We start from the raw sequence: 26,961 nt of genomic DNA on the forward strand, positions 1-26,961 counted from the left end.
GTATCTGTTTCGTGGTCTACCTTGACATGGTGGGGGTCGTTGGTTCGAGTCCAATCGCGCCTACCAAACAAAATCCGCTCTGCTGGGCGGTCTAGAAGGGCTCACCGAAAGGTGGGCCCTTTTTTGTTGTCTGCGATTTGCCAAAACTTTTGCAAAACTCCCACCTTAGAACGCCAATTCTGCGCCTACCTCCGTGTTAGCTCTTTTCGGCTGTCGCGACTAAGCATCAAAGGCTGCCTAAAGTATTTAAATGCCAGGCCGATAACGAGCGCAAACCTCCAACACTCGGACATTTGGCATGCTTATCAACATTAGCACTACCGCTTCCGTAGCCAGCACTCCAAGCACCGTCAGCTCGACGGATACCGCCACTACCGACAGCACAAGCAGCGCCGCCAGCGGCGCAACCGTTGACGCGAGCACTGAGACCAAAGGTTCTGCGGGAGCAGGAGGTGGCAGCCAGGTTGCTTCGGTCTCAAAGGAGTCCGATACGGTCAAGGAGCTGAAAAAGCAGATCGAGCAGTTGCAGCAGCAGCTTCAACAGCAGCAGCAGGCTCTTCAGAAAGCCCAATCCAGCAACCAGAGCGCAGACGCCAAGGCTGCCGCTGTGGCGGCGGCTCAAACGCAAATTGCAGGCACTTCTGCCGCGTTGCAGACGGTGACTTCGGCGCTATTGCAAGCCGTCACCGCAGAGGGTGGCAGCACGTCGGGCTCAATGGTCAGCACCACCGCCTGATTGCCGCAAAATGGGTTGAACCGCTGTATTTATCAGCGGTTCAGTACACTTTCTCCTGCACCCTTGGGCAATCGATACACGTCCACCAACGCCAATACCCCCAGCAACGCCACACCGATGAACGCCACGCGAAAATCCCCCGCCTGCGCCTGAACCTCATGCCCACGCACGGTCATGGATGCGCGCAATAACAGCGCCGCCACCGTCACACCCATGCCCATGGCGAGCTGGAACGACAGGCTGAACAACGCCGACGCCTCACTCATGCGCGCCTTGGGCACATCTGCGAAGCCAATCGAGTTGTAGCAGGTGAACTGCATCGAGCGTGACAGCCCGCCCACAAACAACACGGACGCAATCAGCGCGAACGGCGTCTGCGCCGTGAACAGCGCGCAAGCCAGTATCGACACCACACCGATCACCCCATTCACCAGCAACACCTTGCGAAAGCCGTAACGCTGCATGATGGCGGTGGTAAAGGGTTTCATCGCCAGGTTGCCGGCGAATACCGCGAGTACCAGCAGGCCCGCGTCCACGGGTGACAAGCCAAAGGCCACTTGAAACAACAGGGGCAACAAAAAGGGCAGGGCGCTGATGGCGAGGCGAAACAATGAGCCACCGTAAATGCTCACGCGGAAGGTGTTGATGGACAGGGTGTCGAGCGGCAACAAGGGGGCGGTGTAATGTCGACAATGGTCCACGGCCCATACCGCCAGCAACAAACCGGCGACGACCAGCGCTACGCCGGGGATGAGCATTTCTCCAGTCTGGCTGCCCAGCCACTCCAGCCCGCCCAGCAGCGCCACGCAGGCGCCTGCCAGCAAGACAAACCCCTTTGCATCGAACTTGCGCACGTTCGTCTCGCGGCCTTCCGGCACCAGCCACAGGGCCGCTAACAAGGCCACGGCGCCCAAGGGCAGGTTGACGTAGAAGATCCAGGGCCACGAGGCATGCGTGACGATCAGCCCGCCCGCCAGCGGCCCGAGAATCGGCGCCACCAGGCCAGGCCAGGTAATCACCGCGATCATCTTCACCAGGTCTTTTTTATCGGTATTGCGCAGCACCGCGAGACGCCCCACGGGCACCATCAGCGCGCCGCCGATGCCTTGCAGGACGCGGGCAAACACGAACATATCGAGACTTTGGCTGAGCCCGCAGAGCAATGAGGCGAGGGTGAAGACAATGATCGCGCCAGCAAATACCCGGCGCGCGCCAAAGCGGTCGGCGATCCAGCTGGACAGCGGTATGAAGATCGCCACGGCAAGAATGTAGGCGGTGATACCGATGTTCATATCGACCGGTGTCACGCCGAAGTCCGCCGCCATGGTGGGCAGGGCGGTGGCGATCACCGTGGCATCGAGGTTTTCCATGAAAAACGTAACGGCGACCACTAGGGCGATCAGACGGGTTTGTGTACTGAGGCCGGTGTCGGCAGTGGATGAGGTCACCGGTGTTGCCCCTTGTTGGCTGGAGGACGGGGGCGCCCGTTAAATAGGTGGCGCTACGATGCGCGAATCTGCCGCAGTCTGTCTACCTCTGGTTACAGGCACTGCCTGCAATGACCTGCAAGGTTTATGAGTTCGCAACGGTGCACGTGCTTTGTTAACTTCGACTACAGTTCAACTACGTTTCCGCCTTGGGTAATCGCCATGATCAAGTCTTCTAAGTTTGTGTCAGTCGCGCTGTCGCTGGTCCTGTTTGCCGGTGGCGGCATGGCGCTGGCGGATCCCGGCAATGGCAAGGGGCAAGGTAACAATAAAGGCAATAATCAAGGCGGCCAGGGGCATGACAAACCCAAAGGCAAGGGCGGGTCGGGCAACCATGGCCCCAATGTCGATCGTGGCAGCGTGCTGAGTGTGCTGGGTGGCTATCGCGACTACTGGCGCCCTGGGCCGGCGTTGCCCCCTGGCATCCAGAAGAACCTGGCGCGGGGCAAGCCGCTGCCGCCGGGCATTGCGAAGAAACTGGATGGCCGCTTGCTGGGCCACTTGCCCCGTTACGACGGGTACGAGTGGCAGCAGGCAGGCACCGACCTGATATTGGTCGCCATTGCGACGGGCATCATCTACGAAGTCCTCAATGGCGCCCTTGATTGAACTCTCGGCCCGGGAAAAACAGTTCGAAACAGGTCTCACCGGCCTCGCTGCTGACGCTGTACCGACCGTTATGCAGCTGCATGATGGTCGCCACAATCGACAGGCCCAGGCCATTGGACTGGGCCGAACGCTCCCGTGACTCGTCCACCCGGTAAAACCGTTCGAACAGCCGCGATAAATGCCTGGCCGCAATAGTTTCACCCTGATTTGTGACCCTCAGGTGGATGCCCTCGGCGTCTGCAATTGTCTGGATCACTAACTCGGACCCTGGTGCGCCGTATTTGATGGCATTGGCGCACAGGTTCGCCAGGGCCCGGCGCAGCAGCATCGGTTCGGCCCAGATCACACCTTCGCCCTCGGCACGAATACGGATGTTTGCGTCGCCTGCCAAGCCTTCAAAGTAATCGGCGATGCGCGCCACTTCATCCGCCGCGCTCAATTCCTGGCGCTGGCGCAGGGCGCTGGCTGGATCGGTGCGGGCCAGGAACAGCATGTTGTCGAGCATCCGCGCCAGGCGCTCAAGCTCTTCGACATTGGAGGCCAAGAGCTGCTGATAACTTTCGATACTGCGGTTCTGTTGCAGGGCGACCTGGGTTTCCCCCAGCAGATTGTTGATTGGCGTGCGCAGTTCATGGGCCATGTCGGTGGACACTTGCCCCAGTTGCACAAAGCCCTTGGCCAGGCGCTCAAGCATGGTGTTGAACGAGTCGATCATCGGCAGCAGCTCTTTCGGTACTCCCTGGCTGTCGAGGCGTTCGGCCAGGTTGCCGACGCCGATGCCTTGAGCGTGTCGAGCCAGACGACGCAAGGGCAGCAGGCCGCGATGCACCAACAGGTAGCCGGCCAGTGCGAGGAGGATCGCGGCAACGCTCGCCAGGAGATACACGCTCAACCGGTAGCTGGCGAGCAGGGCGGTCCGCTCGGTCATCAGGCGCCCGCTGGTGACTTGCAGGCTGCCCAGGTCGCCGGAGTCGATGGACGCGGCCAGGGTGGAGAAGGGCACGCCATTCACACCTGGCAGGTGCTGCACGTCGTTCAGTGTGAGGATGTGGTCTTTGGGGACTGGCTTAATGGTTGGCAGCTCGATGTTGCCGGGGTTCACCAGCAGCAGCGGCTTTTGGCCGGGTGCGGCGATGCTCAGCACCGATTCGCGGTTGCCCAGCATATTCTGGAACAGTTCCGGCTTGGTCCTGATCAGGTCCAGTGTGTTGCTGTCGTTGAGCAGGTTGCGCAGTTGATTCACCCGGGAAATCAATTGTACGTCGTCACTCAGGATCAGTTCGCGCTCCAGCTCGCGGTACAGCACCACGCCGAGGGTGGCGAGCAGGGCAAAGGCGAGCAGGGCGAAGATCACGGCCAGGCGAAGGGTCAGGGAATAATGACGGCGGTGGGTCATGGCTGGGTATCGAAACGGTAGCCGATGCCCCGCACGCTTTGGATCAACTTGAGCGGGAACGGGTCGTCGATTTTAAGGCGCAGGCGCCGTACGGCCACGTCCACCACGTTGGTATCGCTGTCGAAGTTCATGTCCCACACCCGCGAGGCAATCAACGAACGCGACAGTACCTGGTCCTGGTGAGTGGCGAACAGGTGCAACAGGGCGAACTCTTTATTGGTCAGGGTGATGCGTGTACCGGCGCGTGTGACGCGGCGTTTCAGTACGTCGATGTGCAGGTCGGCGATCTGCAGCTGCTCTTCTTCCCGGCTCGGGCCGCGACGGTTCAGGGTGCGCAGGCGTGCTACCAGCTCGGCGAAGGAGAAGGGCTTGATCAGGTAGTCATCGGCACCCAGTTCCAGGCCTTTGATGCGGTCGGCAATGTCGTCGCGCGCCGTCAGAAAAATCACTGGGGTATCGGCGTCCTTACGCAGGCGACGCAGTACTTCCCAGCCGTCCATTTTCGGCATCATTACATCGAGCACGATCACGTCGAACGGAGTTTCCAGCGCTTGGTACAGGCCGTCCACGCCATCACGGGCCAGGCTGACGGAGTGGCCCAATTCCTGTAGGCCGTTGAGCAGGTAATTGCCGGCCTTGGGTTCGTCTTCGATCACGAGGATGTTCATGGGAGTGCTCTGATTCAATACTGGCGCCAGTGTAGCCGGATCAATTGTGGTTGGCGCATTGAGTCGTGCCAGTGCGTTCACGGTAACCCGTGGCCGCGTACAGCCAACCAACAGAATGATGACAAGTTCGTAATGATTGCCTCGCGGTTCGGGCATCAGCGTTTACAACTCAGGAGGTGATCCGTAGATTGCAGCGGGCCGATTATTCGTTTCAGCTCACGAGGAAATCCTGCAGTGTCTATCCGAGGTTCAGCCGTACTTGCCCGCCCTTACCGCGCCTTCCTGTTCGATATGGACGGAACCCTGCTCAACTCCATCGCCGCCGCCGAGCGTGTTTGGAGCACCTGGGCTGAACGCCATCGGCTGGATGTAGCGGCCTTCCTGACCACCATTCATGGTGCGCGGGCAATTGACACCATCACGCGCCAGGCATTGCCCGGTGTTGATCCGCAGGTTGAAGCGCAGTGGATTACCGAGGCTGAAATCAATGACGTGGACGGCGTCGTGGCGATTTCCGGTGCTGTCGAGTTTCTTAATAACCTGCCCGGTGATCAGTGGGCGCTGGTTACCTCTGCACCAAAGGCGTTGGCATTACGTCGGTTGCAGGCAGCGGGCATTACGCCGCCGGCGGTGCTGGTCACGGCCGAAGACGTGGCCATCGGCAAGCCGAACCCCGCCTGTTATGTGCTGGGTGCACAACGCCTCGGTGTACCGGTGCAGGACTGCCTGGTGTTTGAAGATGCGACGGTGGGGATTCGTGCGGGGGAGGCGGCTGGAGCGGATGTGCTGGTCGTGACGTCGACGCACCTCAAGCCCATGCTCACTGAGCATCCTTCGATTGAAGGGTATGAACAGGTGCAGGTGCAGCGCGGAACTGATGGCTTGTTGTACTTGCAGAGCGCGGTGGGCTGACACTAAAAAACCGAGTCGTGCCATTAACCCAAGAACAGTTCGAAAAGGTTTTCGCCAGCCGTTACATGAACGAAAGGGCTGGCTACTGAGGGTGCTTCAAGGCGTCTGGTTTTTGTCCGGGGCGGTCAGACCGGCCTGGATGCGCTGGTAGATCTCCTCGCGATGCACGGCAACATCCTTGGGTGCGTTGATGCCGATTCGTACTTGCTGGCCGCTGACGCCGAGGATGGTGATCGTAATGTCATCACCGATGTTTATGCTTTCACCGACTTTGCGGGTGAGTATAAGCATGGACTTCTCCTTGATTGCTTTTAGGACACATGTTTCAAACAGGGCAGGTGTCGGATGTGTGTAGCTTACTGCTAAGCGCTTCCCTGTGACTGCCTCTTTTAGGACGCATAGAGGCGACATTAATTCCCATGGCGGCATCATACAGGTCTGGGATACATCATTCGCATTGTTTAAGCCAACGTTTATGACGGCCAGAATAGACAGTGAATGATAAAGTTGCCTCTTTATCCTTAAAGGAGCAGGGCAGTGCGTAAAGTAGCGATGGCAATTGCGGTGTTGGCGTTGGCCGGTTGCGGTGAAGGTAAACCTGTCGACGCCCCCAAGGCCAAGCCTGCCGTGACCGAAAGCCAGCCACAGACCGGCGCGATTGCTGCTCAGGAGTGGGACCTGCGAGTCGGTCCGCCGGACCACAAGCTCCAGGCGATCACCGACCTGACCGCCTGGTTGCTCGAACATGGTTTCAATTTTTATATCGTGAAAGTCGACGGCAAGGACGACGTGCTGCTGGGGCCGTTTGCAACCAGGGCCGAAGCTGAGGCAAAGCAGACGCTGCTTAACGAAAAGATGGCCCGTGCCAAGAAAACCGACACGGTATCCGAGATCATCGAACACCAACCCGCACAGTAACGGGCCGCTTGGGCGGCCGTGCCGCCCAGGTTAACTGCAGGCTTTCAGATTGACCGGGCCGACAAACTCATTGCCACGCCCCATCACACACGCCACTGTCTGGTTACGCTGGCGCTCCCAGGCTTGTACCGGGTAGGTCTTGTTCCAGGCTTCGTACAACTGGCGATCCTGTTTCGACAGGCGCAAGCCGTATTGTTTGCTCATGTAGAAGTAGGTGCGCGCGATCATCCCGCGAATGGACGGGCGCGGCATCACCTTCTTGGCCTTGAAATCCACTTGGGTCAGGCATGAACCGTATTGCCCGTTTTGCACCGGCAGCCAGCCAAAACTGAAGTTGCTTCGGTCGCCGTTGACCTCGCCGATACTCGGTACCAAATTGTGCAGGTCTGCTTCGGCACGCTTGAACACGTCGTCATGGCGCGTGCAGTTCTTGCGCCCACCCTCCTGCCAGCACTGACGCTGGTGCCCAATCTGCCAGGCTGGAACAATGTGCTCCCACTCGATGCGTGCGGCGCGGCTGGCATTTTTGCGTGGGATATATCCGCAGGCTTTCAAGTCCACTCGGTTGCCGCTGTACTTGCAGCCGCAATAGAACTCGGTGGATTGCGGGGCGTAGAGTGTCCAGGCGACTTTCTTGGCTTCACTGAAGGTTCTGGGTGCCTGCGCATGAGCGGTAACGGCAAAAAACAGGCAACACACAGCAATAAAACGGGCACTCATTCAATCAATCTTCCTTCGGCACAACCCAGAAAATCTGCACGCCACCGTCATCTCGATAGGCGAGGGTGACGTTGTCGTTCTCCGCGATCTCTTCCAGCAAACGCTGCCACTCGTCCTCCGGTTCTTCCGGCAAACGGAAGAGCAAGGCTGCCTTGGCTTTTTGCGCGTTGGTGGAATTGATGATCTTTTGCACGCGAGTTGCCAGGCGTGTGTAGGCATCAGGTGGGGTGGGCGCTGCGGAAGAGGATTTTGCCACGGAATACTCCTTGGTAAGCTGTATGTGCATACAGTATTTAACTGTGGGCAATTTCGCAACTGCTTAAAATTCAAGAAGTTCGTCTGACAACGAATTAGGGAGTTAGGTGTAGGGCGGGGAGAGAGGAATAGGGAGGTTGCTGTGGCGAGGGAGCAAACTCCCTCGCCACCTGTACAGTCAGGAATCAATATTCCCAGAAGATCCGTTGCAGTTCTTTGCTGTCCTGGGTCTTGGTCAAGGCAACCATCGCCAGGATCCGCGCTTTCTGCGGGTTCAGGTCGAGGGCAGCAACCCAGTCATACTTGTCGTCTGGCTGCTCGGCATTACGCAGCACCATACCGCCGGCATTCACGTGGGAAGAGCGAATGATCTGCACGCCTTGCTTGCGCAGTTCCACCAGCGCAGGCACCACTTTGGACGACACCGAACCATTGCCGGTACCGGCGTGGATGATGGCTTTGGCGCCAGCCTGGGCCAGGGCTTTGTAGGCGGTGTCGCTTACGTTGCCGTAGCCGTAGGCGATTTCCACATCGGGCAGGCTTTTGATGGTCTTGATGTCAAATTCCGAATCCATGGTGTGGCGCTTGGCAGGCAAGCGGAACCAGTAGGATTTGCCTTCGACCACCATGCCCAGCGGGCCCCAAGGGCTCTTGAAGGCTTCGGTCTTGATATTGATCATCTTGCTGACGTCGCGACCCGATTGGATCTCGTCGTTCATGGTGACCAGCACGCCTTTACCACGCGCGTCTTTGCTGCCGGCTACAGCCACGGCGTTGTACAGGTTGAGCATGCCGTCGGCCGACATGGCGGTGCCTGGACGCATGGAGCCGACCACTACGATGGGCTTGTCGGTTTTTTCCACCAGGTTCAGGAAGTAGGCCGTCTCTTCCAGGGTGTCGGTACCGTGGGTGATCACGATGCCATCCACGTCTTTGTTGTCGGCCAGTTCGGCGACCCGGCGACCCAGTTGCAGCAGGTTTTCGTTGTTGATGCTTTCGGACGCAATTTGCATCACTTGCTCGCCACGCACATTGGCGATCTGGCTAAGCTCAGGAACACCGGCGATCAATTGCTCGATACCGACTTTGGCCGCCTGGTAAGTGGCGCTGTTGGCGGCGCTGGCGCCAGCGCCGGCAATGGTGCCACCGGTGGCGAGGATCACCACGTTGGCCAGCTTGGTCTTGGATTCGACTTCTTTTGCCTGAGCGGCAACGGGGAACAGCAGCAGCAGGGCTAACGCGCCCGGAACAAAATTCTTCAGTGCAGATTTCATTATTTTTCTCTCTGGTTTTTGATGAGTGCTGTAGCAGGTTCATCTAGAGCGCCCGGGCGATTCTGAATGCCACGAGGTGCTGGGTAAGAGCAGGATTTGTACCAGGCTTGTTGTGCTCGCGGATATAAAATAAATTATTGATTTATAACGATTATTGTCGTTGTCGAGACGGGTTGTATGAGGCGGCTGTCCGGCTTTCCGAACAAGCTGTGCGATTGCGTTCGGTTGTCCGAAAATTATCACCGGAAAATCCTGGGTCGCCTGCCGAAGTCTGATGTTTCAGAGGACGAAACGATGGGGGAAATGTTTAATAACGTCCTTTCGCCGCACGGGACGGCAGGAGCTAGAGGCCTTGCATGAAAGGAAGTGTTCTTCCGTTGACAAATCTCGACAAGGTTCTCATAGTTTGTTCAACGCAAACGTTTGCGAGATATTTCACGGCGTGCTTCAAAAGTGCTGTGAAAGCTCGTATCAGCCACCCGGGTGGAGGGTTGCCGAAGCATTCTTCGGTGCAAGCGTTGCTCACAATAATCATAAGATCGGAGTGAACCCATGAAGCTGCCATTCGCTGGACGTCTTCTTGCTGTCGCTGTGCTTGCTGCCGCATCCGCCGCTTTACCCCTGTCCTCTGCATTCGCTGACGACGCCGCCAAACCCAAGGTCGGCCTGGTGATGAAGTCCCTCGCCAACGAATTCTTCGTCACCATGCAAGACGGTGCCAAGGCGTACCAGAAAGACCACGCCGCCGATTTCGACATGATCACCAACGGCATCAAGAACGAAACCGATACCAGCGCGCAGATCGACATCGTCAACCAAATGATCCTCGCCAAGGTCAACGCCATCGTCATCGCGCCTGCTGACTCCAAGGCGCTGGTCACCGTGCTGAAGAAAGCCTCCGACGCCGGTATCAAGGTCGTCAACATCGACAACCGCCTGGACCCGGGCGTGTTGAAAAGCAAAAATCTCGAGATTCCCTTCGTCGGCCCTGACAACCGCAAAGGCTCCAAACTGGTGGGCGACTACCTGGCCAAGCAACTGACCGCAGGCGACAAGGTCGGCATCATTGAAGGCGTACCGACCACCACCAATGCCCAGCAACGCACCGCTGGCTACAAGGATGCGATGGACGCTGCCGGTATGAAGATCGTTTCCACCCAATCCGGCAACTGGGAAATCGACCAGGGCCAGAAAGTCGCCTCGGCCATGCTGAGCGAATACCCGGACCTGAAGGCCTTGTTGGCCGGTAACGACAACATGGCCCTGGGCGCCGTCTCCGCCGTACGTGCGGCAGGCAAGGCGGGCAAGGTAGTGGTGGTGGGTTACGACAATATCGAAGCGATCAAGCCGATGCTGCAGGACGGCCGCGTCCTGGCGACTGCCGACCAGGCGGCTGCCCAGCAAGCAGTGTTCGGTATCCAGAATGCGCTCAAGCTGGTCAAGGGTGAGAAAGTCGATGCCAAAGACGGCGTGATCGAAACCCCGGTCGAACTCGTCCTCAAGAAGTAATCCTGGCGGTACCCAACAGCGCCCGCTCGTTCTGAGCGGGCGCCTGGAGATTTTCCTATGTCATCTTCCGCCCCGAACGCTGTCCTCTCGGTCAGCGGTATCGGTAAGACCTATGCCCAACCGGTTCTGTCCGACATCACCCTCACGCTCAACCGAGGGGAGGTGCTGGCGCTGACCGGTGAGAACGGCGCAGGCAAAAGCACCTTGTCGAAGATCATCGGCGGGTTGGTCACGCCGACCACCGGGCACATGCAATTCAATGGTCAGGATTACTGTCCCGCCAGCCGTACCCAGGCTGAAGCACTGGGCGTGCGCATGGTCATGCAGGAACTCAACCTGCTGCCGACGCTGACCGTGGCCGAAAACCTGTTCCTGGATAACCTGCCCAGCCACTGTGGCTGGATCAGCCGCAAGCAACTGCGCAAAGCCGCGATCGAGGCCATGGCTCAGGTCGGCCTCGACGCCATTGACCCGGACACGCTGGTCGGCAGCCTGGGCATCGGCCATCAGCAAATGGTCGAGATTGCCCGCAACCTGATTGGCGACTGCCACGTACTGATCCTCGACGAACCCACCGCCATGCTCACGGCCCGGGAAGTCGAGATGCTGTTTGAACAAATCACCCGCCTGCAGGCTCGGGGCGTGGCGATTATCTACATTTCGCACCGGCTGGAAGAGTTGGCCCGCGTCGCCCAACGCATTGCGGTATTGCGCGACGGCAAACTGGTCTGCGTCGAGCCGATGGCCAATTACAACAGCGAGCAACTGGTCACCTTGATGGTCGGTCGCGAGTTGGGTGAACACATCGACCTTGGCCCGCGCAGCATTGGCGGCCCGGCCCTGACCGTCAAAGGGCTGAGCCGCTCGGACAAAGTCCGCGACGTGTCCTTTGAGGTGCGTGCGGGCGAGATCTATGGCATTTCCGGCCTGATCGGCGCTGGCCGTACCGAATTGCTGCGTTTGATCTTCGGTGCTGACCTGGCCGACAGCGGCACCGTGGCCTTGGGCTCACCGGCCCGGGTGGTGAGCATTCGCTCGCCGGTGGATGCAGTGGGGCATGGCATCGCCCTGATCACTGAAGACCGCAAGGGCGAAGGCCTGCTGCTGACCCAGTCCATCAGTGCCAATATTGCTCTGGGCAACATGCCGGAAATCTCTGGCGGCGGTGTGGTAAACAGCCGCGACGAAACCGCATTGGCCAAGCGCCAGATTGACGCCATGCGTATCCGCAGTTCCAGCCCGGCGCAACTGGTGTCAGAGCTGTCCGGCGGCAACCAGCAGAAAGTGGTGATCGGCCGCTGGATGGAGCGCGATTGCTCGGTGATGTTGTTCGACGAGCCCACCCGCGGCATCGACGTGGGTGCCAAGTTCGACATTTATGCCTTGCTCGGCGAATTGACCCGCCAAGGCAAAGCACTGGTGGTGGTATCGAGCGACTTGCGTGAACTCATGCTCATCTGCGACCGCATCGGCGTGCTCTCTGCCGGGCGCTTGATCGAGACCTTCGAGCGCGACAGCTGGACCCAGGACGAATTGCTCGCCGCCGCCTTTGCCGGCTATCAGAAACGTGATGCGCTGCTCAATGACGCAGTGCTTAGGGATACCCCATGAAAACCACAACGACCCCCGGTAAAACTGGCGGCAACTTCTACGGCCTGGGTACCTATCTGGGGCTGGCGGGTGCCTTGCTCGCGATGATTGCGCTGTTTTCGGTGCTCAGCGACCACTTCCTGTCCTATGACACCTTCAGCACCCTGGCCAACCAGATCCCGGACCTGATGGTGCTGGCGGTGGGCATGACGTTCATCCTGATCATCGGCGGTATCGACCTGTCGGTAGGCTCGGTCCTGGCGTTGGCGGCATCGGCCGTCAGCGTAGCGATCCTTGGATGGGGCTGGAGCGTATTGCCCGCCGCACTGCTCGGCATGGGCTGTGCCGCGTTGGCCGGCACCATCACCGGCTCGATCACCGTGGCCTGGCGAATCCCTTCGTTTATCGTGTCCCTCGGCGTATTGGAAATGGCTCGGGGCGTGGCGTACCAGATGACCGGTTCGCGCACGGCCTACATCGGTGATTCGTTTGCCTGGCTGTCCAACCCGATTGCGTTCGGTATTTCACCGTCCTTCATCATCGCCTTGCTGGTGATCATCGTTGCGCAGCTTGTACTGACGCGTACCGTGTTTGGCCGTTACCTGATCGGTATCGGCACCAACGAGGAAGCCGTGCGACTGGCAGGGATTAATCCCAAACCCTACAAGATTCTGGTGTTCAGCCTGATGGGCCTGCTGGCCGGCGTGGCCGCGTTGTTCCAGATTTCGCGCCTGGAGGCCGCAGATCCGAATGCTGGCTCCGGCCTGGAGCTGCAAGTGATCGCCGCGGTGGTGATCGGCGGCACCAGCCTGATGGGCGGGCGCGGTTCGGTGATCAGTACCTTTTTTGGTGTGTTGATTATTTCGGTATTGGCCGCAGGCCTGGCGCAGATCGGCGCCACCGAGCCCACCAAACGCATTATCACCGGTGCCGTGATCGTGATTGCGGTGGTCCTCGATACGTACCGCAGCCAACGCGCCAGTCGGCGAGCCTGAGCCATGGCAACGATCAAGGATGTGGCCGCGCTTGCAGGAATTTCCTACACCACCGTGTCGCATGTGGTGAACAAGACGCGCCCAGTGAGCGAGCCGGTACGGGTCAAGGTCGAAGCTGCAATCAAGCAGCTCGACTATGTGCCCAGCGCCGTCGCACGCTCGCTCAAGGCCAAGACCACAGCCACCATCGGCTTGCTGGTGCCCAACAGCCTCAACCCGTATTTTGCCGAGTTGGCGCGGGGTATCGAGGATTACTGCGAGCGCAACGGCTACTGCGTGATCCTGTGCAACTCCGACGACAACGCAGAAAAGCAGCGCAGCTATTTGCGGGTGTTGCTGGAAAAACGCATTGACGGCTTGATCGTGACTTCAGTGGGCGGCGATGACAGCGGCCTCGCCGCGGCTTGAGCGCGGTGCGCACGCCCATGGTGATTGTCGACCGGGCGCTGGACGGCATTGATGTCGACTTGGTGCGTATCGACCATGAGGAGGGCGCTTACCTGGCGACCCGGCACTTGCTGGAGCTGGGGCACCGGGACATCGCCTGCATCGGCGGCCCGGCCCATACCCGTGTCGCGCAAATGCGCCTGGCGGGTTACCACCGTGCGCTGCGCGAGGCAGGTGTGGAAGTCGTGGCCAATCGCACTCAGGAAAGCGACTTCACCAGCACCGGCGGTTATGCTGCTGCCGTGCAATTGCTGGCGGAAAACCCGCCCAGCGCGATTTTTGCCAGTAACGACATGATCGGCTTCGGCGTGTTGCGTGCCGCAGCCGAACGCAATATCCGCGTGCCGGGCGAGCTGTCGGTGATCGGCTTCGATGACATTCAAATGGGCCGCTACGTGTACCCGGCGCTGACCACGGTCGGCCAGTCGATCCTGCAACTGGGCGAGATGGCCGCCGAGCTTTTACTGCGACGCATTGCAACACCCCAACTGCCGATCGATCAACGCATCGTGACGCCGAGCATCGTATTGCGCGAGTCGACGGCGCCCGTCGCCGGTGTGTTCGCGCAATACCGCTGAACCGAATTGATGAGTACTGATGTATGCCAGCAAAAGTAGTGGTAGTAGGCAGCTTGAACATGGACCTGGTCACCCGCGCCAGCCGGCTGCCCCGTGCCGGTGAGACCCTGATCGGCCAAACGTTTTCCACGGTGCCGGGCGGCAAGGGCGCCAACCAGGCCGTGGCATCGGCGCGACTGGGGGCGAGCGTGGCAATGATCGGCTGTGTTGGTACCGATGCCTACGGCGCCGAGTTGCGTGGTGCATTGCTGGTGGAAGGTATCGATTGCCAAGCCGTCAGCACCGTGGACGGTTCCAGCGGCGTGGCGTTGATCGTGGTGGATGACAGCAGCCAGAACGCGATTGTGATTGTCGCTGGCAGCAATGGTGAACTGACACCCGCATCACTGCAGGCGTCTGATGCGGTGTTGCAGGCTGCCGATGTGATCATCTGCCAGCTTGAAGTGCCGATGGATACCGTGGCGTATGCCCTCAAGCGCGGCCGCGAGCTGGGCAAGACGGTGATCCTCAATCCGGCGCCGGCCAGCGCGCCGTTGCCTGCCGATTGGTACGCCTCGGTCGACTATCTGATTCCCAACGAAAGCGAAGCCACCGCACTGAGCGGTGTGACAGTCGATTCTCTGGACAGTGCCAAAGTGGCTGCCACACAACTGATCAAGGCCGGGGCGGGCAAAGTCATTATCACCCTCGGCGCCCAAGGCGCATTGTTTGCGGATGGCAAAGGCTTTGAGCACTTGGTGGCGCCCAAGGTCAAGGCGTTGGATACCACGGCTGCCGGCGATACCTTTGTCGGTGGTTTTGCCGCGGCCCTGGCCAGCGGTAAAAGTGAAGCCGAGGCCATCCGTTTTGGCCAGGTCGCGGCAGCATTGTCAGTCACCCGTGCCGGTGCGCAACCCTCCATTCCTACGCTGCATGACGTTCAAGGTTTTGTACCTTTATGAAAAAGACCCCTCTGCTCAATATCGCGCTGTCGCGGGTGATCGCCTCCCTGGGCCATGGCGACATTCTGGTGATCGGTGATGCAGGCTTGCCGGTGCCGCCGGGCGTCGAGTTGATCGACCTGGCATTGACCAAAGGTATTCCTGACTTCATCAGCACCTTGCGTATCGTGCTCAGTGAGATGCAGGTGGAAAGCCACGTGCTGGCGGAGGAAATCCTGCTCAAGCAGCCACCCGCGCTGTCTGAATTGAATGTGCTGAATGAGCAGGCCGCTCTTGGCGAGCGACGTCTGCTCAGTCATGAAGCCTTCAAGCAGCTGAGCCGCCAGGCGCGGGCCGTTGTACGCACCGGCGAATGCCAGCCTTACTGCAATATCGCGCTGGTGTCCGGCGTAACGTTCTAGAGTTCCCCAACGACAAGGAGTGTTTTATGCAACGTGGTATTCCAATCCTGAGAAATCTGTTTCGGAGTGTCCTGCTTTTGTCCGCGCTCACTGCTGCAAGCGCCCACGCGGCGGAAAAATCGACCTCATCATCGATACCGACCCAGGTGCCGACGATGTGGTGGCCTTGCTCTTTGCCATGGCCTCCCCGGACGAATTGAACATCCGTGCCTTGACCACCGTCGCCGGCAACGTGCGCCTGGACAAGACTTCGCGCAACGCCCGCCTGGCCCGCGAGTGGGCAGGGCGCGAGGACATCCCGGTCTACGCCGGTGCGCCAGCGCCGCTGCTGCGCAAGCCGATCTATGCCGAAAACATTCATGGCAAGGAAGGCATTTCCGGCGTCACCGTGCATGAGCCTAAAAAGGGCCTCGCCGAGGGCAATGCCGTCGATTACCTGATCAAGACCTTGCGCACCGCGAAGCCTCACAGCATCACGATTGCCATGCTTGGCCCACAGACCAACCTGGCGCTGGCATTGACCCAGGACCCGGAAATCACCCAGGGCATCAAGGAGGTAGTGGTGATGGGTGGCGCGCATTTCAATGGCGGCAATATCACGCCGGTTGCCGAGTTCAACCTGTTTGCCGACCCGATTGCGGCTGAGATTGTGCTCAAGAGTGGCGTCAAGTTGACTTATCTGCCGCTGGATGTGACCCACAAGGTGCTGACCAGTGAAGCGCGTCTGAAAAAGATCGCCGACCTCAAGAACAATGCCAGCAAGGTCGTCAGCGATATTCTCAACGAATACGTCAAAGGCGATATGGAGCACTATGGCATCCCCGGCGGCCCGGTGCATGACGCCACAGTGGTTGCCTACCTGCTCAAGCCTTCGCTGTTCAGTGGCCGCGAGGTCAATGTGGTGGTGGACAGTCGCGAGGGCCCGACTTTCGGCCAGACTATCGTCGATTGGTACGACGGCCTGAAACAACCGAAGAACGCGTTCTGGGTTGAGAACGGCGACGCCCAGGGCTTTTTCGATCTGTTGACGAGCGCCTGGCGCGTCTGAAGTAAACCGCTTGCCGGTCGACGTTCGTCGGCCGGTTCTTATTCGCGCTCGGGGTTGTGTGCCCCCATATGATCGGCCGGGTACTTCTCGAATACCTGGCCGATGAAGGCTTGTGCCGCCTGGGTGCCGAGTTCCTTGACCAGCAGGTCGATACCGATGATTGCCAGTTCCTCCGGGCTTCCGGGGCTGTAGGAGCTTTGTCCTTGTGGCCACTTGGCTTTGATGTCGGCTTGCAGCGTTACGGTGGTCATGGAAATCTCACGGGCTGAAATACGGGGGCAATGCGCTGGAGCGCGGTTCTACCGGGCGCAGTTAAGCATTTTGCGCGGTGTTTGGCACTGCTACTTAGGCATGAAGCGAGTGCTGTGCGACACTGTCCCTCTGTTTAATTGCCGGGGAAACCGTGTGCAAATCGATTTGAATAACCCCGATAACCTCACCTTGGCCGCCGTACGACAATTGATCGCCAGCGCCAGTGACGACGAACACACCCAACTGCGTGTGACCAAGGCCGGGATTGCCTACCTGTCTTCTGGAGTGGTGGGGGGCACTGACACGGATGGCCTGCTGTTTCGCCTGGAGACCTGGGCCAAGGGCTCCGGTTACGTTGGCAATGTCGCGGCGAGCGACGAGGTCTGGGTCACGCAGATTTTCAATGCCCTGCAGCAGAACTGGCCTAATCCACCGTTTGACTATATCGACATCTACTGATTGCGTTCATATCTGGTCACGATTGTCCGGGCGAACGCTCGTTGAGAGTCAGGCAGACTTGCCCAACGACGGTTTACGTCTTGAAACCAATCCGCCAGACCACTGTCGCACGATCTCTGTCCATTTTTAATCATAGGAGGCTTCATGCCTTGGAAGCTCGCGTCATTCGGTACTTTGTTGGCAGCACTCGCGTTGGCGGGTTGCAGCACCCCAGGTACCTCTGAGCCAGCCAAAGACACCGCCGTGACCGATGCCGGTCATAGCCGCTGTGAGTCAAAGGCTGCCGAGTTCACAATCGGCCAGAAAGCTTCGCCCCAGTTGCTGGAGCAGGCCCGTAGTCGCGCTGGTGCGCAGAATGCGCGGATCCTCAAGCCCAACGATATGATCACGCTGGAATACCGCTCCGACCGCTTGAATCTGAACACCGACGACAACCTGGTGATCACGCGCGTCAACTGCGGCTGATCGCTGCTTTTGCAGCGCCCATAAAAAACCCCGTCACATGGACGGGGTTTTTTTTAGCTCAGCGGAGAATTACTCGCCGCGAACCTGTGCAGCTTGCATACCCTTTTGGCCTTTCTCAGCCACGAAGGAAACGGTCTGGCCTTCTTTCAGGCTTTTGAAACCGTCGCTTTCGATAGCTTTGAAGTGTACGAACAGGTCGTCACCGCCACCTTGAGGAGTGATGAAGCCGAAGCCTTTTTCATCGTTGAACCATTTAACGGTGCCGGTTTGGCGATTAGACATGGTGTATCTCCAAGAAACATATATTTTCAGTAGTGCTGTGCTGCTCAGGCCAACTGGGCACACCGGGGTATCATAGTCGAAATGTTCGGCTTGGGAGCCCCCCCAAGGCATTGTTTGCTAATCAATAGCGTTGCGTTTAGCTGTTTTGTCGGCTGAAGGCCCCGATCTACGGGGCTTTGGCGCGAAATATCAGCTGGTAAAAAAAGCCTTAAAAGCTGCGTAATTTGTGCGAAATCGCAGTTTTCGGGCTGTTTTTAGCGCAAAACGGCCGTCTGATCGCCGGCCATCTTACTTTTTCTTCACGACTTTGCAGGACGAAATTGCCGCGACCGCTTTGTTTTTAAGGGGCGCGCTGGCGTTCGGATTGGTCATGAGTTCCTTGATCTCGGCAGTGGTCAATTCGGCATTGATCTTGTCGGCGCCACATTCGCAGTGCGCTTTGGCCGTTTTGCCGTCAACGTTCTGGCTGGCGGCGGCACTGCAATCGTTGACGAAGCTGTCACGTGCGCCGGCCGGCCAGTTGGATGGGGCAGCAGCCTGCGCGCCGAGGGACAAGAAGGTCAGGGAGGCGGCGAGCGCGAGAGTAGGGGTAAAACGCATTATGAAGTGCTCCTTTAATTCGAGGACGAACGGCGATTCTCAGTGGGTTTGAGGGCATGCGTACAGCCCAAGTTCACTTTCGCCGCTATTTTGTCTTTGCGTAAGAAGGCGTGGGCGCGATGACCGTTCATCTGTGCTAGCATCGATGCCCTGGCCATTTCCAGGCGCGCCATTTGCCGCCTTGCCGGTTTCTTTTTAGTTCACTCCAGTCACTCTGGTTCGATTATCGGTTGGCCGAAAGGCTCCTGCCGCTGTAAGGCAGGCGTTCATCACTGAACGGCCTGGTATTGGATCTTGTACTGGCTCATCCCAACCCACGTGACCTTTGGTAGGGGTCACCACTAGGAGAGGAGGCGCCATGCCAACTATTACTCTTCCCGATGGCAGTCAACGTTCATTCGATCATGCGGTTTCCGTAGCCGAGGTCGCCGCATCCATTGGTGCCGGTCTGGCCAAGGCCACCGTGGCAGGCAAGGTCGACGGCAAACTGGTTGACGCCAGTGACCTGATCACTTCCGATGCCACCCTGCAAATCATCACGCCCAAGGATCAAGAGGGGCTGGAGATCATTCGCCACTCTTGCGCGCATCTGATTGGCCATGCGGTCAAGCAGTTGTACCCAACGGCGAAAATGGTGATTGGTCCGGTTATCGAAGAAGGCTTCTATTACGACATCGCCTACGAGCGTCCTTTTACGCCGGACGACATGGCGGCCATCGAGCAGCGCATGCACGCGCTGATCGAAAAAGATTACGACGTCATCAAGAAAGTCACTCCGCGCGCCGAAGTGATCGACGTGTTCACTGCGCGTGGTGAGGACTACAAGCTGCGTCTGGTGGAAGACATGCCGGACGAGCAGGCCATGGGCCTGTATTACCACGAAGAATACGTCGACATGTGCCGTGGCCCGCACGTGCCGAACACGCGCTTCCTCAAATCGTTCAAGCTGACCAAGCTGTCCGGTGCCTACTGGCGCGGCGACGCCAAGAACGAGCAGCTGCAACGTATCTACGGCACCGCCTGGGCTGACAAGAAGCAACTGGCCGCCTATGTCCAGCGCATCGAAGAAGCTGAAAAACGCGACCACCGTAAGATCGGCAAGCGCCTGAACCTGTTCCACATCCAGGAAGAAGCGCCGGGCATGGTGTTCTGGCACCCGAACGGCTGGACCCTGTACCAAGTGCTTGAGCAGTACATGCGCAAGGTTCAGCGTGACAACGGCTACCTGGAGATCAAGACCCCGCAGGTCGTTGATCGCAGCCTGTGGGAGAAATCCGGGCACTGGGCCAACTACGCCGACAACATGTTCACCACCCAGTCGGAAAACCGCGATTACGCCATCAAGCCAATGAACTGCCCGTGCCACGTGCAGGTGTTCAACCAGGGCCTGAAGAGCTACCGCGAGTTGCCGATGCGCCTGGCCGAGTTCGGTGCCTGCCACCGTAACGAGCCATCGGGTGCGCTGCACGGCATCATGCGTGTACGCGGCTTCACTCAGGACGATGCTCACATCTTCTGCACCGAAGAGCAGATGCAGGCCGAATCCGCCGCGTTTATCAAGCTGACCATGGACGTTTATCGCGATTTCGGTTTCACCGACGTCGAAATGAAGCTGTCCACTCGTCCGGAAAAACGCGTCGGTTCCGACGAGCTTTGGGATCGCGCCGAAGCGGCACTGGCCGCAGCACTCGACAGTGCGGGGCTCGCGTACGACCTGCAACCGGGTGAAGGTGCGTTCTACGGCCCGAAGATCGAGTTCTCGCTGAAAGATTGCCTTGGCCGTGTCTGGCAGTGTGGTACCCTGCAGCTCGATTTTAACCTGCCGATCCGTCTGGGAGCCGAATACGTCTCCGAAGACAACAGCCGTAAACACCCGGTTATGCTGCACCGGGCGATCCTCGGCTCGTTCGAACGGTTCGTCGGGATCCTGATCGAGCACTACGAGGGTGCATTCCCCGCGTGGCTGGCGCCGACCCAGGCAGTGATCATGAATATCACTGATAAACAGGCAGATTTTGCCGCTGAAGTTGAAAAAACACTCAACGAAAGCGGATTTCGTGCCAAGTCCGACTTGAGAAATGAAAAGATCGGCTTTAAAATCCGCGAGCATACTTTGCTCAAGGTTCCCTATCTTTTGGTTATCGGAGATCGGGAAGTCGAGATGCAGACTGTCGCTGTGCGTACTCGTGAAGGTGCTGACCTGGGCTCGATGCCCGTCGCCCAGTTCGCTGAGTTCCTCGCGCAAGCGGTTTCCCGGCGTGGTCGCCCAGATTCGGAGTAATTATTATTAAGCGTGAAATGAGACAAGATAAACGAGCTGCACCGAAAGCCCCGATCAACGAGAATATCTCGGCACGCGAGGTTCGGTTAATTGGCGCTGACGGCGAGCAGATTGGCATCGTCTCGATTGATGAAGCGCTTCGTATTGCAGAAGAGTCCAAACTGGACCTGGTGGAAATCTCCGCCGATGCAATCCCACCCGTTTGCCGGGTGATGGACTACGGCAAGTCGATCTTCGAAAAGAAGAAGCAGGTTGCCGCGGCGAAGAAGAACCAGAAGCAGATTCAAGTAAAAGAAATCAAGTTTCGTCCAGGGACGGAGGAAGGGGATTACCAGGTAAAACTGCGCAACCTGGTACGTTTCCTGAGTGATGGGGACAGGGCCAAGGTATCCTTGCGATTCCGCGGCCGTGAGATGGCCCACCAGGAGCTGGGGATGGAACTCCTCAAGCGGGTTGAAGCTGACCTGCTCGAGTACGGTTCGGTCGAACAGCATCCTAAGATGGAAGGACGCCAACTGATCATGGTCATCGCCCCGAAAAAGAAGAAGTAATCAACAGGGCACGGCAGGCCTTCTGATTATGTTTATCAACTGAATGCGGAGTATCCGAACATGCCAAAGATGAAGACTAAAAGTGGTGCTGCTAAGCGGTTTCTTAAAACTGCTAACGGTATCAAGCACAAGCACGCTTTCAAGAGCCACATCCTGACCAAAATGTCGACCAAGCGTAAGCGTCAACTGCGCGGTAGCAGCTTGCTGCATCCGTCTGACGTGGCAAAAGTCGAGCGCATGCTGCGCCTTCGTTAATTTTTGGATCAAGACTAGAGGAAGTAACTCATGGCTCGTGTTAAGCGTGGCGTCATGGCCCGTAAGCGTCACAAAAAAATTCTGAAACTTGCTAAAGGCTACTACGGCGCGCGTTCACGCGTATTCCGTGTTGCCAAGCAAGCGGTAATCAAGGCAGGCCAATACGCCTACCGTGACCGTCGTCAGAAAAAACGTCAGTTCCGCGCTCTGTGGATCGCTCGTATCAACGCCGGTGCACGTGTTAACGGTCTGTCCTACAGCCGTTTCATCGCTGGCCTGAAAAAAGCGTCCATCGAAATCGACCGTAAGGTTCTGGCTGAACTGGCCGTGAACGAAAAAGCGGTGTTTGCTGCGATTGTCGAGAAAGCTAAAGCCACCTTGGCTTAAGTACCCCCGACAGTCACCCTGGGTTACTCCTGTAGCCCAAGGTGGTAAACGTCATAAATAGGGGAAGAGCCTTCAAGCTCTTCCCCTATTTTGTATCTGGAGTCTGTACATGGAAAACCTGGACGCGCTCGTCGCTCAAGCTCTTGAGGCTGTGCAAAGCGCTGAAGATATCAATGCCCTGGAGCAAATCCGGGTTCACTACCTTGGCAAAAAGGGTGAATTGACTCAGGTGATGAAGACCCTGGGGAATTTGCCGGCTGAAGAGCGTCCGCAAGTCGGTGCGCTGATCAACGTCGCCAAGGAGCGCGTCACAGAGGTGCTCAATGCACGCAAGGCGACGATGGAGGAGGCCGATCTTGCGGCCAAACTCGCCGCCGAGTCCATTGACGTAACCTTGCCTGGTCGTGGCCAGGCCTCGGGCGGCCTGCACCCGATCACCCGGACTCTGGAACGTATCGAGCAGTTCTTCACCCATATCGGCTACGGCATCGCCGAAGGCCCAGAGGTCGAAGACGATTATCACAACTTCGAGGCGCTCAACATCCCAGGCCATCACCCGGCCCGGTCGATGCACGACACCTTCTATTTCAACGCCAACATGCTGTTGCGCACCCATACCTCGCCGGTACAGGTCCGCACCATGGAAGCGAACAAGCCGCCGATCCGCATCGTCTGCCCAGGCCGTGTGTACCGCAGCGACTCGGATATCACCCACTCGCCGATGTTCCATCAGGTCGAAGGCCTGCTGGTGGATCGCGATATCAATTTCGCCGACCTCAAAGGCACCATCGAAGAGTTCCTGCGGGTGTTCTTCGAGAAAGAACTGGCGGTGCGTTTCCGTCCATCGTTCTTCCCGTTCACCGAGCCTTCCGCTGAAGTCGATATGGAATGCGTGATGTGCAGCGGTAAAGGCTGCCGCGTCTGCAAGCAGACCGGTTGGCTGGAAGTGATGGGCTGCGGCATGGTTCACCCCAACGTGCTGCGCATGTCCGGGATCGACCCGGAAGAGTTCTCGGGCTTTGCCTTCGGCATGGGCGTTGAGCGTCTGGCCATGCTGCGTTACGGCGTGAACGACTTGCGTCTGTTCTTCGACAACGACTTGCGGTTCCTCGCGCAATTTCGCTAGTCGTAACGAATCATTAGGAGAGCAGGATGAAATTCAGTGAACAATGGCTGCGTGGCTGGGTAAGCCCGCAGGTAGATCGCGACGAGCTGGTAGCTCGTCTGTCGATGGCCGGTCTTGAGGTCGATAGCGTTACGCCGGCCGCCGGTGTTTTCAGTGGCGTGGTCGTGGGTGAGGTGCTGAGCACCGAGCAGCACCCGGACGCCGACAAGCTACGTGTGTGCCAGGTCAGCAATGGCGCGCAAACCTTTCAGGTCGTGTGCGGAGCGCCCAACGTGCGCCCGGGCCTGAAGATCCCGTTTGCCATGATCGGCGCCGAACTGCCGGGCGACTTCAAGATCAAGAAGGCCAAGCTGCGCGGCGTTGAATCCAACGGCATGCTGTGCTCCCAGGCCGAGCTGCAGGTAGGCGAAGGTAACGATGGCTTGATGGAACTGCCGGCCGATGCGCCAGTGGGTCAGGACATCCGCATTTACCTGGAACTGGAAGACGCCAGCATCGAGGTCGACCTGACCCCGAACCGTGGCGACTGCCTTTCCCTGGCCGGTCTGGCCCGTGAAGTGGGCGCGCTGTACAACGCCCCGGTTACCCGTCCAGTGGTGGCCACTGTGCCTGCCGTACACGATGAAGTGCGGCCGATTGAGGTTTTGGCGCCAAACGCCTGCCCGCGTTACCTGGGCCGCGTGATCCGCAACGTTGACCTGTCCAAGCCAACCCCTTTGTGGATGGTTGAACGCCTGCGCCGCGCCGACGTGCGTAGCATCGACGCTGCCGTCGACATCACCAACTACGTGATGCTGGAGCTTGGCCAGCCGCTGCACGCATTCGATCTCGCCGAGATCAATGGCGGCATCCGCGTGCGCATGGCTGAAGAAGGCGAGAAGCTGGTATTGCTCGACGGCCAGGAAGTGGCCCTGCGCGCCGATACTCTGGTAATTGCCGACCATTCCCGCGCTCTGGCGATTGCCGGCGTGATGGGTGGCGAGCACAGTGGTGTCTCCGCGACCACGCGCGATATCTTCCTTGAAAGCGCGTTCTTCGATCAAATCGCTATCGCTGGCAAGGCCCGTTCCTATGGCCTGCACACCGATGCATCGCACCGCTACGAGCGTGGCGTGGACTGGCAACTGGCCCGTGAGGCCATGGAGCGCGCCACTGGCCTGCTGCTGGATATCACGGGTGGCGAAGCCGGTCCGATCACTGAGACCGTCAGCGAACAGTATCTGCCGTCGGTGGCACCGATCACCCTGCGCGCCAAGAGCGTCGAGCAAATGCTCGGCCTGGTTATCGAGCCTGCTGAAATCGAGCAGCTGTTGTCGGCCCTCGGCCTCGGTATTTCTGCCGGTGGAGAAGGGCAGTGGCATGTTGAAGTGCCAAGCCATCGCTTCGATATCAGCCTGGAAGTCGACCTGATCGAGGAGCTGGCTCGCCTGTACGGCTACAACCGCCTGCCGGTTCGTTACCCGCAAGCGCGCCTGGCACCGCAACCCAAGGCCGAGGCGCGTGCGCACCTGCCTGAGTTGCGTCGTCTGCTGGTTGCCCGTGGTTATCAGGAGGCGGTGACCTACAGCTTCATCGACCCGAGACAGTTCGAACTGTTCAACCCTGGCGTCGAGCCGCTGCTGCTGGCCAACCCAATCTCCAACGACATGGCCGCCATGCGCTCGTCGCTGTGGCCGGGTCTGGTGAAAGCGCTTTCCCATAACTTGAACCGCCAGCAAGACCGCGTGCGCATGTTTGAAAGCGGCCTGCGTTTCGTGGGTCAGCTCGATGGCTTGAAGCAAGAGCCGATGCTGGCTGGTGTGGTTTGCGGCAGCCGTTTGCCTGAAGGTTGGGCACAGGGCCGCGACGCCGTGGACTTCTTCGACGTCAAGGCTGATGTGGAAGCCGTGCTGGGCTTTGCCGGTGCCTTGGATGCGTTCACCTTCGTGCCAGGCAGCCACCCAGCGTTGCATCCGGGCCAGACAGCACGTATTGAACGTGACGGTCGGCTGGTCGGCTTCGTTGGCGCTATCCATCCAGAACTGTCGAAAACCCTCGGCCTTGACCGTCCGGTCTTCGTTTTCGAGCTGGTCTTGGCTGAAGTGGCCTCGGGCAAGATGCCTAAATTCAGCGAGCTGTCGCGCTTCCCGGAAGTGCGCCGCGACCTGGCCCTGATCGCCGACCGTGAAGTCGCCGCCACTGCTGTTCTGGATGTAATCCGTGAAAATGCAGGGGAATGGCTGACAGACCTCAGGCTATTTGACGTCTATCAGGGTAAAGGCATTGATCCGCATAGAAAAAGCCTTGCAGTTGGCTTGACCTGGCAGCATCCATCGCGCACTCTTAATGACGATGAGGTGAATACCACGACACAAAATATCCTCACCTCGCTCGAACAAAGGTTGAACGCCACGTTAAGGAAGTGACGTATGGGGGCTTTGACGAAAGCTGAGATGGCGGAACGTCTGTACGAAGAGTTGGGTCTGAACAAGCGCGAGGCCAAGGAATTGGTCGAGCTGTTTTTTGAAGAAATCAGACACGCTCTGGAAGACAACGAACAGGTCAAATTGTCCGGTTTCGGCAATTTTGACCTGCGGGACAAACGCCAGCGGCCTGGCCGCAATCCAAAAACGGGAGAAGAAATCCCGATCACGGCTCGCCGTGTGGTCACCTTTCGTCCAGGGCAGAAGTTGAAGGCCCGAGTTGAGGCTTATGCTGGAACCAAGTCATAACGACGAGCTACCCGTCATCCCAGGCAAGCGCTACTTCACCATCGGTGAAGTCAGCGAGCTCTGTGCGGTAAAACCGCACGTGCTGCGCTATTGGGAGCAGGAGTTTCCTCAACTCAACCCCGTCAAACGCACCGGGAACCGTCGGTATTATCAGCGCCAGGATGTGCTGATGATCCGACAGATCCGTGCGTTGCTGTACGACCAGGGGTTCACCATCAGCGGCGCGCGCCAGCGCATGTCCGGTGATGAAGCCAAAGACGACACTACCCAATACAAGCAAATGATCCGCCAGATGATCTCCGAACTCGAAGATGTGCTGGTGGTTTTGAAGAAGTGATACAGGCTTTTAAAATACTTCCACATTTCAAAAGCTTGCGGTATATTCCTGATCGCTTCGTTGCGAAGCAAACCCAGTAACACGCCTAGTCGGGGCGTAGCGCAGTCCGGTAGCGCACTAGCATGGGGTGCTAGGGGTCGAGTGTTCGAATCACTCCGTCCCGACCATTATTTCTGAGTGAAATCAGACAGTTGAGCCGATCAGATAGATCGGCTTTTTTGTGTCTGCGCAAAACCCGCGCAAAACTACCCGGTGATTTCGGTGATATTTAGGTGTAAGGAGCAGCCCTTTCAAGGTCTTTTGAGCTTAGCTGCCTTGAGCACCCGATCCGTCGACACGTGAGCATTCGCGGCTTTGCCTTCCAGCCACTCTTTGGGTTTAGGCACCTTCGACCCCCGTTTGCTCTTGGCGACCGCTTTAGGTAGGACGTTTTTCGCCAGCGTCAGTAAGTACGGAGCCAATCCTGCTTCAGGGATTGGGATCGATAAGGGCTCTGGCGGCAAGGCAATCTGCATGCCCTCATATCCGCTGCGTACCTGCAACCTCAAGCAGATCGCCCGCGGCTTTCGCCGAGCAGGCCCAGGCCTCGCTATCAACCTTGAGCGGGAGTCGAGCAGGGCGGTGACCTGTGAGGAACTCCGACCCGATGGTGACTGGGCCTATCTCCGCAACTCAGGCCATGAGCCGAATCTTTAATCTCGATTAAAGCAGCCTTGATCGAGGGCGCATATCTTCGCTCCGAGCTTGACGTTCCGCCACGACAACCACGAA

The 26,961-nt window shown here is 58.5% G+C and carries 29 protein-coding genes, 1 tRNA gene and 3 pseudogenes; 22 read left to right on the forward strand and 11 right to left on the reverse strand.

Going from position 1 to position 26,961, the window contains the following annotated elements; translation table 11 throughout:
* Window positions 1-298 precede the first annotated feature (298 nt).
* Window positions 299-736: a hypothetical protein gene (locus IQK56_RS19350; RefSeq protein WP_193861758.1), complete on the forward strand. Its 438-nt coding sequence runs from the start codon at window positions 299-301 to the stop codon at window positions 734-736.
* Between the two features lie 32 nt (window positions 737-768).
* Here the strand turns inward: IQK56_RS19350 and IQK56_RS19355 are convergent, their stop codons facing one another.
* On the reverse strand, window positions 769-2,106 hold the full coding sequence (locus IQK56_RS19355; protein ID WP_246500247.1) for an MFS transporter: 1,338 nt from the start codon (window positions 2,104-2,106) through the stop codon (window positions 769-771).
* 279 nt (window positions 2,107-2,385) lie between these two features.
* On the opposite strand from IQK56_RS19355, the gene IQK56_RS19360 reads away from it, so the two are divergent.
* Entirely contained in the window at window positions 2,386-2,832 is a 447-nt protein-coding gene (locus IQK56_RS19360) for an anti-virulence regulator CigR family protein (protein WP_122309528.1), read from the forward strand.
* Here IQK56_RS19360 and IQK56_RS19365 read toward each other — a convergent pair.
* Both IQK56_RS19365 and IQK56_RS19370 read right to left on the reverse strand, forming a co-directional pair.
* A complete protein-coding gene (locus tag IQK56_RS19365) occupies window positions 2,813-4,228 on the reverse strand; it encodes a heavy metal sensor histidine kinase (protein WP_193861757.1) in 1,416 nt (471 codons plus the stop codon). The two genes, IQK56_RS19360 and IQK56_RS19365, sit on opposite strands and share 20 nt — an antisense overlap.
* Window positions 4,225-4,896 carry a heavy metal response regulator transcription factor gene (locus IQK56_RS19370; RefSeq protein WP_193861756.1) on the reverse strand — a complete coding sequence of 224 codons (672 nt, stop codon included), beginning with the start codon at window positions 4,894-4,896 and terminating at the stop codon, window positions 4,225-4,227. Before IQK56_RS19370 ends, IQK56_RS19365 begins: the two co-directional genes overlap by 4 nt.
* Window positions 4,897-5,130: 234 nt before the next feature.
* Here IQK56_RS19370 and IQK56_RS19375 point away from each other — a divergent pair, with 234 nt between their 5' ends.
* Complete coding sequence (locus IQK56_RS19375; RefSeq protein ID WP_150676414.1) at window positions 5,131-5,808, forward strand: HAD-IA family hydrolase; 678 nt, start codon at window positions 5,131-5,133, stop codon at window positions 5,806-5,808.
* Window positions 5,809-5,904: 96 nt separating this feature from the next.
* Here the strand turns inward: IQK56_RS19375 and csrA are convergent, their stop codons facing one another.
* A complete protein-coding gene (csrA, locus tag IQK56_RS19380; RefSeq protein WP_003192511.1) occupies window positions 5,905-6,099 on the reverse strand; it encodes a carbon storage regulator CsrA in 195 nt (64 codons plus the stop codon).
* A gap of 246 nt (window positions 6,100-6,345) precedes the next feature.
* Between csrA and IQK56_RS19385 the strand changes: the two genes are divergently transcribed.
* Window positions 6,346-6,726 carry an SPOR domain-containing protein gene (locus IQK56_RS19385; RefSeq protein WP_099586454.1) on the forward strand — a complete coding sequence of 127 codons (381 nt, stop codon included), beginning with the start codon at window positions 6,346-6,348 and terminating at the stop codon, window positions 6,724-6,726.
* Between the two features lie 30 nt (window positions 6,727-6,756).
* Here IQK56_RS19385 and IQK56_RS19390 read toward each other — a convergent pair whose 3' ends face one another.
* The 3 genes from IQK56_RS19390 to IQK56_RS19400 form a co-directional block, all read right to left on the reverse strand.
* Entirely contained in the window at window positions 6,757-7,446 is a 690-nt protein-coding gene (locus IQK56_RS19390) for an endonuclease (RefSeq protein WP_122309542.1), read from the reverse strand.
* Window positions 7,447-7,450: 4 nt separating this feature from the next.
* Window positions 7,451-7,702, reverse strand: a complete 252-nt coding sequence (locus tag IQK56_RS19395; protein ID WP_099586504.1) for a DUF1654 domain-containing protein — start codon at window positions 7,700-7,702, stop codon at window positions 7,451-7,453.
* A gap of 184 nt (window positions 7,703-7,886) precedes the next feature.
* Window positions 7,887-8,975, reverse strand: a complete 1,089-nt coding sequence (locus IQK56_RS19400; protein ID WP_150676413.1) for an asparaginase — start codon at window positions 8,973-8,975, stop codon at window positions 7,887-7,889.
* Between the two features lie 552 nt (window positions 8,976-9,527).
* Here IQK56_RS19400 and IQK56_RS19405 point away from each other — a divergent pair.
* The 7 genes and pseudogenes from IQK56_RS19405 (at window position 9,528) to IQK56_RS19435 (ending at window position 16,489) form a co-directional block, all read left to right on the forward strand.
* Window positions 9,528-10,484, forward strand: a complete 957-nt coding sequence (locus IQK56_RS19405; protein ID WP_122306122.1) for a sugar ABC transporter substrate-binding protein — start codon at window positions 9,528-9,530, stop codon at window positions 10,482-10,484.
* A gap of 57 nt (window positions 10,485-10,541) precedes the next feature.
* On the forward strand, window positions 10,542-12,095 hold the full coding sequence (locus tag IQK56_RS19410; protein ID WP_193901791.1) for a sugar ABC transporter ATP-binding protein: 1,554 nt from the start codon (window positions 10,542-10,544) through the stop codon (window positions 12,093-12,095).
* Window positions 12,092-13,069, forward strand: a complete 978-nt coding sequence (locus IQK56_RS19415; RefSeq protein WP_099586508.1) for an ABC transporter permease — start codon at window positions 12,092-12,094, stop codon at window positions 13,067-13,069. Before IQK56_RS19410 ends, IQK56_RS19415 begins: the two co-directional genes overlap by 4 nt.
* Before the next feature lie 3 nt (window positions 13,070-13,072).
* Window positions 13,073-14,094 (forward strand): annotated as a pseudogene (locus tag IQK56_RS19420) (LacI family DNA-binding transcriptional regulator).
* Between the two features lie 23 nt (window positions 14,095-14,117).
* Window positions 14,118-15,035, forward strand: coding sequence for a ribokinase (gene rbsK, locus IQK56_RS19425; RefSeq protein ID WP_122306119.1), 918 nt, complete (start codon window positions 14,118-14,120; stop codon window positions 15,033-15,035).
* Window positions 15,032-15,436 carry a D-ribose pyranase gene (gene rbsD / locus IQK56_RS19430; RefSeq protein WP_122306118.1) on the forward strand — a complete coding sequence of 135 codons (405 nt, stop codon included), beginning with the start codon at window positions 15,032-15,034 and terminating at the stop codon, window positions 15,434-15,436. The genes rbsK and rbsD overlap by 4 nt, the downstream gene beginning before the upstream one ends.
* A 26-nt stretch (window positions 15,437-15,462) precedes the next feature.
* Window positions 15,463-16,489, forward strand: a pseudogene (locus IQK56_RS19435) (nucleoside hydrolase).
* A gap of 33 nt (window positions 16,490-16,522) precedes the next feature.
* Here IQK56_RS19435 and IQK56_RS19440 read toward each other — a convergent pair.
* The gene (locus IQK56_RS19440; protein ID WP_032886978.1) at window positions 16,523-16,735 is read right to left on the reverse strand and encodes a hypothetical protein; all 213 of its coding nucleotides are present in this window, start codon (window positions 16,733-16,735) and stop codon (window positions 16,523-16,525) included.
* A gap of 154 nt (window positions 16,736-16,889) precedes the next feature.
* On the opposite strand from IQK56_RS19440, the gene IQK56_RS19445 reads away from it, so the two are divergent.
* Window positions 16,890-17,195, forward strand: coding sequence for a hypothetical protein (locus IQK56_RS19445; RefSeq protein WP_122306116.1), 306 nt, complete (start codon window positions 16,890-16,892; stop codon window positions 17,193-17,195).
* Window positions 17,196-17,339: 144 nt separating this feature from the next.
* Window positions 17,340-17,660: an I78 family peptidase inhibitor gene (locus IQK56_RS19450; protein WP_099586514.1), complete on the forward strand. Its 321-nt coding sequence runs from the start codon at window positions 17,340-17,342 to the stop codon at window positions 17,658-17,660.
* Window positions 17,661-17,729: 69 nt separating this feature from the next.
* Here the strand turns inward: IQK56_RS19450 and IQK56_RS19455 are convergent, their stop codons facing one another.
* On the reverse strand, window positions 17,730-17,942 hold the full coding sequence (locus tag IQK56_RS19455; RefSeq protein ID WP_003234260.1) for a cold-shock protein: 213 nt from the start codon (window positions 17,940-17,942) through the stop codon (window positions 17,730-17,732).
* Window positions 17,943-18,230: 288 nt separating this feature from the next.
* Complete coding sequence (locus IQK56_RS19460; protein WP_122306115.1) at window positions 18,231-18,545, reverse strand: hypothetical protein; 315 nt, start codon at window positions 18,543-18,545, stop codon at window positions 18,231-18,233.
* A 355-nt stretch (window positions 18,546-18,900) separates the two neighbouring features.
* Between IQK56_RS19460 and thrS the strand changes: the two genes are divergently transcribed.
* The 9 genes from thrS (at window position 18,901) to IQK56_RS19505 (ending at window position 26,357) form a co-directional block, all read left to right on the forward strand.
* Window positions 18,901-20,823, forward strand: coding sequence for a threonine--tRNA ligase (gene thrS / locus IQK56_RS19465; RefSeq protein ID WP_193861755.1), 1,923 nt, complete (start codon window positions 18,901-18,903; stop codon window positions 20,821-20,823).
* The gene (gene infC / locus IQK56_RS19470) at window positions 20,823-21,374 is read left to right on the forward strand and encodes a translation initiation factor IF-3 (RefSeq protein ID WP_015884933.1); all 552 of its coding nucleotides are present in this window, start codon (window positions 20,823-20,825) and stop codon (window positions 21,372-21,374) included. Before thrS ends, infC begins: the two co-directional genes overlap by 1 nt.
* Window positions 21,375-21,434: 60 nt before the next feature.
* On the forward strand, window positions 21,435-21,629 hold the full coding sequence (gene rpmI / locus IQK56_RS19475; RefSeq protein WP_002553160.1) for a 50S ribosomal protein L35: 195 nt from the start codon (window positions 21,435-21,437) through the stop codon (window positions 21,627-21,629).
* A 30-nt stretch (window positions 21,630-21,659) separates the two neighbouring features.
* The gene (rplT, locus tag IQK56_RS19480; protein WP_003234252.1) at window positions 21,660-22,016 is read left to right on the forward strand and encodes a 50S ribosomal protein L20; all 357 of its coding nucleotides are present in this window, start codon (window positions 21,660-21,662) and stop codon (window positions 22,014-22,016) included.
* Between the two features lie 109 nt (window positions 22,017-22,125).
* Window positions 22,126-23,142 carry a phenylalanine--tRNA ligase subunit alpha gene (pheS, locus tag IQK56_RS19485; protein WP_017737822.1) on the forward strand — a complete coding sequence of 339 codons (1,017 nt, stop codon included), beginning with the start codon at window positions 22,126-22,128 and terminating at the stop codon, window positions 23,140-23,142.
* A 26-nt stretch (window positions 23,143-23,168) separates the two neighbouring features.
* Window positions 23,169-25,547 (forward strand): phenylalanine--tRNA ligase subunit beta, encoded by a 2,379-nt coding sequence (pheT, locus tag IQK56_RS19490; protein ID WP_122306114.1) that lies wholly within the window; start codon window positions 23,169-23,171, stop codon window positions 25,545-25,547.
* 3 nt (window positions 25,548-25,550) lie between these two features.
* On the forward strand, window positions 25,551-25,853 hold the full coding sequence (ihfA, locus tag IQK56_RS19495) for an integration host factor subunit alpha (RefSeq protein ID WP_002553164.1): 303 nt from the start codon (window positions 25,551-25,553) through the stop codon (window positions 25,851-25,853).
* Window positions 25,834-26,190, forward strand: a complete 357-nt coding sequence (locus IQK56_RS19500) for a MerR family transcriptional regulator (RefSeq protein WP_003219935.1) — start codon at window positions 25,834-25,836, stop codon at window positions 26,188-26,190. The genes ihfA and IQK56_RS19500 overlap by 20 nt, the downstream gene beginning before the upstream one ends.
* 90 nt (window positions 26,191-26,280) lie before the next feature.
* A tRNA-Pro gene (locus IQK56_RS19505) sits at window positions 26,281-26,357 on the forward strand.
* A gap of 123 nt (window positions 26,358-26,480) precedes the next feature.
* On the opposite strand, the pseudogene IQK56_RS19510 reads toward IQK56_RS19505, so the two are convergent.
* Window positions 26,481-26,738 (reverse strand): annotated as a pseudogene (locus IQK56_RS19510) (IS4 family transposase); the annotation flags it as partial.
* Window positions 26,739-26,961 lie beyond the last annotated feature (223 nt).

The sequence above is a fragment of the Pseudomonas cyclaminis genome, from assembly GCF_015163715.1.
GTDB classification, from domain to species: Bacteria; Pseudomonadota; Gammaproteobacteria; order Pseudomonadales; family Pseudomonadaceae; genus Aquipseudomonas; species Aquipseudomonas cyclaminis.

Coding starts and splice junctions, on each gene's coding strand:
- IQK56_RS19350 (WP_193861758.1), top strand. CDS start 299: ATGCTTATCAACATTAGCACTACCGCTTCCGTAGCCAGCACTCCAAGC.
- IQK56_RS19355 (WP_246500247.1), bottom strand. CDS start 2,106: ATGGAAAACCTCGATGCCACGGTGATCGCCACCGCCCTGCCCACCATG.
- IQK56_RS19360 (WP_122309528.1), top strand. CDS start 2,386: ATGATCAAGTCTTCTAAGTTTGTGTCAGTCGCGCTGTCGCTGGTCCTG.
- IQK56_RS19365 (WP_193861757.1), bottom strand. CDS start 4,228: ATGACCCACCGCCGTCATTATTCCCTGACCCTTCGCCTGGCCGTGATC.
- IQK56_RS19370 (WP_193861756.1), bottom strand. CDS start 4,896: ATGAACATCCTCGTGATCGAAGACGAACCCAAGGCCGGCAATTACCTG.
- csrA (WP_003192511.1), bottom strand. CDS start 6,099: ATGCTTATACTCACCCGCAAAGTCGGTGAAAGCATAAACATCGGTGAT.
- IQK56_RS19390 (WP_122309542.1), bottom strand. CDS start 7,446: ATGAGTGCCCGTTTTATTGCTGTGTGTTGCCTGTTTTTTGCCGTTACC.
- IQK56_RS19400 (WP_150676413.1), bottom strand. CDS start 8,975: ATGAAATCTGCACTGAAGAATTTTGTTCCGGGCGCGTTAGCCCTGCTG.
- IQK56_RS19405 (WP_122306122.1), top strand. CDS start 9,528: ATGAAGCTGCCATTCGCTGGACGTCTTCTTGCTGTCGCTGTGCTTGCT.
- IQK56_RS19410 (WP_193901791.1), top strand. CDS start 10,542: ATGTCATCTTCCGCCCCGAACGCTGTCCTCTCGGTCAGCGGTATCGGT.
- IQK56_RS19415 (WP_099586508.1), top strand. CDS start 12,092: ATGAAAACCACAACGACCCCCGGTAAAACTGGCGGCAACTTCTACGGC.
- rbsK (WP_122306119.1), top strand. CDS start 14,118: ATGCCAGCAAAAGTAGTGGTAGTAGGCAGCTTGAACATGGACCTGGTC.
- rbsD (WP_122306118.1), top strand. CDS start 15,032: ATGAAAAAGACCCCTCTGCTCAATATCGCGCTGTCGCGGGTGATCGCC.
- IQK56_RS19440 (WP_032886978.1), bottom strand. CDS start 16,735: ATGACCACCGTAACGCTGCAAGCCGACATCAAAGCCAAGTGGCCACAA.
- IQK56_RS19450 (WP_099586514.1), top strand. CDS start 17,340: ATGCCTTGGAAGCTCGCGTCATTCGGTACTTTGTTGGCAGCACTCGCG.
- IQK56_RS19455 (WP_003234260.1), bottom strand. CDS start 17,942: ATGTCTAATCGCCAAACCGGCACCGTTAAATGGTTCAACGATGAAAAA.
- thrS (WP_193861755.1), top strand. CDS start 18,901: ATGCCAACTATTACTCTTCCCGATGGCAGTCAACGTTCATTCGATCAT.
- rpmI (WP_002553160.1), top strand. CDS start 21,435: ATGCCAAAGATGAAGACTAAAAGTGGTGCTGCTAAGCGGTTTCTTAAA.
- rplT (WP_003234252.1), top strand. CDS start 21,660: ATGGCTCGTGTTAAGCGTGGCGTCATGGCCCGTAAGCGTCACAAAAAA.
- pheS (WP_017737822.1), top strand. CDS start 22,126: ATGGAAAACCTGGACGCGCTCGTCGCTCAAGCTCTTGAGGCTGTGCAA.
- pheT (WP_122306114.1), top strand. CDS start 23,169: ATGAAATTCAGTGAACAATGGCTGCGTGGCTGGGTAAGCCCGCAGGTA.
- ihfA (WP_002553164.1), top strand. CDS start 25,551: ATGGGGGCTTTGACGAAAGCTGAGATGGCGGAACGTCTGTACGAAGAG.
- IQK56_RS19500 (WP_003219935.1), top strand. CDS start 25,834: ATGCTGGAACCAAGTCATAACGACGAGCTACCCGTCATCCCAGGCAAG.